Source organism: Porphyromonas levii DSM 23370 (assembly GCF_000379925.1).
Taxonomy (GTDB): Bacteria; Bacteroidota; Bacteroidia; order Bacteroidales; family Porphyromonadaceae; genus Porphyromonas_A; species Porphyromonas_A levii.
Window position 1 is genome coordinate 1 of sequence record NZ_KB904206.1, and the last position, 4,372, is coordinate 4,372.

Sequence of the window (4,372 nt, forward strand, 5' to 3'; positions counted from 1 at the left end):
TTATTAATCAGTCCCGACATGCCTATTTTCTCCCAATATGAGATGAAAAATTGAGCTCCCCCTATCGCAGTCTTGCGATTTGTGCTAATAAATTGTACCTTTGCCATAACTAGTCCTCTATAATTTTTTGCAACTTTTTTTTGCAACGTAAAGATACAAAAAATTAGGGACATAAGCCCTGTATTCTCCTTGAATACAGGGCTTTAATTATCAATAGCGCCACCTACTAATAATCAGGGGCTAAAGCACACTTTGCGGAATCTAGGCTAGAGATAAATTTCCCCGCTCGCGCTAGAGAATTCGACCACTCCCCCTCTCTCAAATCCCCCCATCTCTCAGAACTATCGAACATAAGGTGCGTGATGATGACGAATAGTTTCAATTCCAGTATGGTACGATTAACAGGAGTGCAGCCTGCATCCTCCTGCACATCCTCCATCAGTTTCAATTCCAGTATGGTACGATTAACAGAACAGAGGCTAGAGAGGATTGAGCAACTCGCAACACGTTTCAATTCCAGTATGGTACGATTAACAGTCTCTAACATGGCAAAAGAAATCCTCTATTTATAGTTTCAATTCCAGTATGGTACGATTAACAGCTCCGTCCTATTCTAATTGCTGTGGTAATAACCAATGTTTCAATTCCAGTATGGTACGATTAACAGAAGATTTTACCTTTCTATAGCTAACTTGTTTTACCACGTTTCAATTCCAGTATGGTACGATTAACAGCTTGTAAACCTATTGACCTCATCCCAATTCGAGGTGGTTTCAATTCCAGTATGGTACGATTAACAGTGCGTTTACCCTGTTTAGCCACCCACGGAGGTATTTGGTTTCAATTCCAGTATGGTACGATTAACAGAGAACAAGATGAAGAAGATATACCCAAACGCTAAAGGTTTCAATTCCAGTATGGTACGATTAACAGATGAAAGCAGCTATAGCAGATGTACCTACAATAGGTTTCAATTCCAGTATGGTACGATTAACAGTCTCTCAAGTATTCAGCATTTAACGTCCCTCCCTCGTTTCAATTCCAGTATGGTACGATTAACAGTGCCAACACGATACAACTCCGGACCGCTATTGAGGGGTTTCAATTCCAGTATGGTACGATTAACAGGTTCGTAGATAATCTAAGTACTGCAATAGGGCTAGTTTCAATTCCAGTATGGTACGATTAACAGCGTTTACCAGTTGATTTGTCTTGTGCTACTAGCTGTTTCAATTCCAGTATGGTACGATTAACAGTATAACATTTGCGGACATAGATACAGAGTGGGTAAAGTTTCAATTCCAGTATGGTACGATTAACAGTTTTCAACAACAAAAACTCAAGTCGAGAGGATAAAAGTTTCAATTCCAGTATGGTACGATTAACAGTCCATACACCGCACACCACTGCACGGGGTAGTCCTGTTTCAATTCCAGTATGGTACGATTAACAGAACGTGAGCTCAGTCCATGCTTGCGCATTGTTCGTGGTTTCAATTCCAGTATGGTACGATTAACAGAGCTTACGGCAAGCAGCCCTAGTACGGTGACACAAGTTTCAATTCCAGTATGGTACGATTAACAGAATCTCCCAGCAACAATGTCAATAGATGAGCTAAGTTTCAATTCCAGTATGGTACGATTAACAGGTAGGTAGAGCTATCAGACCATACGACGGGAAGCGGTTTCAATTCCAGTATGGTACGATTAACAGAACGAATGGATTTAACCCTACCGACCTGATTATTCGTTTCAATTCCAGTATGGTACGATTAACAGTGTACAAAGCTGATGATAAGGACATACCTAAGGACGTTTCAATTCCAGTATGGTACGATTAACAGACGTCACTGCTACTTTTATCCTCGCTCGCGTCTCTGTTTCAATTCCAGTATGGTACGATTAACAGTTGCTCTCCTCCGCCCTATACTTATTTGCTTTGTTTGTTTCAATTCCAGTATGGTACGATTAACAGTGTGGTCAACGTACATACCGATATATGCTTTACCAGCGTTTCAATTCCAGTATGGTACGATTAACAGCTCTGAGCTCACCAGCTTAAACTTGCGCTCTGCAGTTTCAATTCCAGTATGGTACGATTAACAGTCGGCACCCTTAATCAGTGACCACTTATACTTCTGTTTCAATTCCAGTATGGTACGATTAACAGTTTGTCGAGTAGTTTGTTTGTTGGCTTGTCTCCAGTTTCAATTCCAGTATGGTACGATTAACAGGAGTATAAGAGAGAGGGGTATGCGTGCTTGATTAGGTTTCAATTCCAGTATGGTACGATTAACAGAATGAAAAAAGTAACTCAAAATATGCTACTCGCATGTTTCAATTCCAGTATGGTACGATTAACAGGCTGAGCTCCAGCAGTTACGACAGTCAAAGGAGTCCTGTTTCAATTCCAGTATGGTACGATTAACAGTTCGAGGTCTAGCTTACCAAGTAGCTCAGGGTATAGTTTCAATTCCAGTATGGTACGATTAACAGCAACTCCCGAAGCCGTCAAGGCGTTGTCGGACATGGGTTTCAATTCCAGTATGGTACGATTAACAGACCCCAAGAGCGTCAGTGAGACGGCACGATTTCAAGTTTCAATTCCAGTATGGTACGATTAACAGTGACGCACGTAGAGATTGCGATTACACCTGGATAACGTTTCAATTCCAGTATGGTACGATTAACAGTAAGGACGCTCTCCAGCCCTTTCGAGTGCCATTCGAAGTTTCAATTCCAGTATGGTACGATTAACAGGTCTCCCTCACTGTTGAGGTCGACATTACCGCCAAAGTTTCAATTCCAGTATGGTACGATTAACAGCTTTGATAGGATGGCATAACCCTCAGGGTTTACAATGTTTCAATTCCAGTATGGTACGATTAACAGACGATGGGCAGGTGGAGGGCATTCCACAAAACCCAGTTTCAATTCCAGTATGGTACGATTAACAGAAATCAACCACGTTCTCACCATAGCTCCTGAACGTGTTTCAATTCCAGTATGGTACGATTAACAGTAGATAGAAGGATTGAAAGCATCAAAGTATACGTGTTTCAATTCCAGTATGGTACGATTAACAGACGCAGAATGGGAGAATGATGAGCTTACTCCAGTGTTTCAATTCCAGTATGGTACGATTAACAGTTCTCCGCCGTTGGCTTCGCAACGTTCATCTCTTTCGTTTCAATTCCAGTATGGTACGATTAACAGTCTGCGTGTCGTGTATCTCCTGCCACTTAAATTCAGGTTTCAATTCCAGTATGGTACGATTAACAGGTCAAGGAGGATAATCTTGTTAGGTGCGGATATCTCGTTTCAATTCCAGTATGGTACGATTAACAGCTTGTGACTTCACATAGGCAAATACCTCTTCAGCGATGTTTCAATTCCAGTATGGTACGATTAACAGCCGTCAAATTTACTATAATATATCATTGGTTACAAGTCTGTTAGAAAATTTATTTGGCACTTTTTGCTTGGAAGATGTCATCGAACCCTAATCGTATAATAAGAGTGCACCTACGACAACATTCCATTCTGCTGATTATCAACAACATAATATTCCTCCTATTTTCATAGACCGTCTAAAATACTAGTGAACACCAGTATCGACAGACATTTAGAGAATAACCCATCATTATAGAGCAATTTATGCGCACCACATATTGTATGATATGGGAACTGTCCTACAGAGCACTAAAATGCTAACCATGATTTACATCTATTAGTCTGATGCGACCCAAACAAAGATATTATTAGTTTTCGAAATGTCTATGATCTCTATCATCCTTACGCATTGGCGTGTAATTCGAAATAGGAAAATACTCACAAGAAATTATCGGTAGATGCTTTCTCAATTCCCATAATCTCTTTGTCTAACCACCCCTCTTGTCTTGATGAAAATATTATCAAACTATCGCTCTCTTTCATTATAGCATATGCTTTTGTTTTTAGCTCTTTCAACTTAAACTCGGTAATTTCTCCTTCAAAGACAGAGTTTTGTATCCAATTCAGATACCTTCGGCACAGTTTAAGCATTTTACCTACCCGTTTTTCGCCAATATCGTAAACCAAAATAACGGCCTCATCCGATATTCTGCGTGATGGCGGTTACCGTGATCCCTTGAAACTCCTGCGTCAGCTTGTATACACCAATCATCTTGCGGGATGAAATCCGCAAGATATGGGCGACGGGGTTATTTTTCTCTTTGAAAATTTGAAAGAAAACTGGAAATCCATTATAATTGAGCGAATTATCCACTAAACGCTTAATTACACAATGGATACCAGTTTTCTACGACATGTATATGGGCTTCTTGGAGTCAAATGTACTGCTACACACTACAAAACTAACAAAATAGTTTTAG

Annotated in this window: 1 protein-coding gene and 1 CRISPR repeat array; the gene reads right to left on the bottom strand. The window is 40.3% G+C overall.

Annotated features, from left to right (window positions below; genetic code table 11):
- The first annotated feature begins 375 nt into the window (after positions 1–375).
- Positions 376–3,414: direct repeats of the CRISPR family, unit length 30 nt; unit sequence GTTTCAATTCCAGTATGGTACGATTAACAG.
- Between the two features lie 416 nt (positions 3,415–3,830).
- Complete coding sequence (cas2, locus tag A3GG_RS0101010) at positions 3,831–4,100, bottom strand: CRISPR-associated endonuclease Cas2 (RefSeq protein ID WP_033408084.1); 270 nt, start codon at positions 4,098–4,100, stop codon at positions 3,831–3,833.
- Positions 4,101–4,372 lie beyond the last annotated feature (272 nt).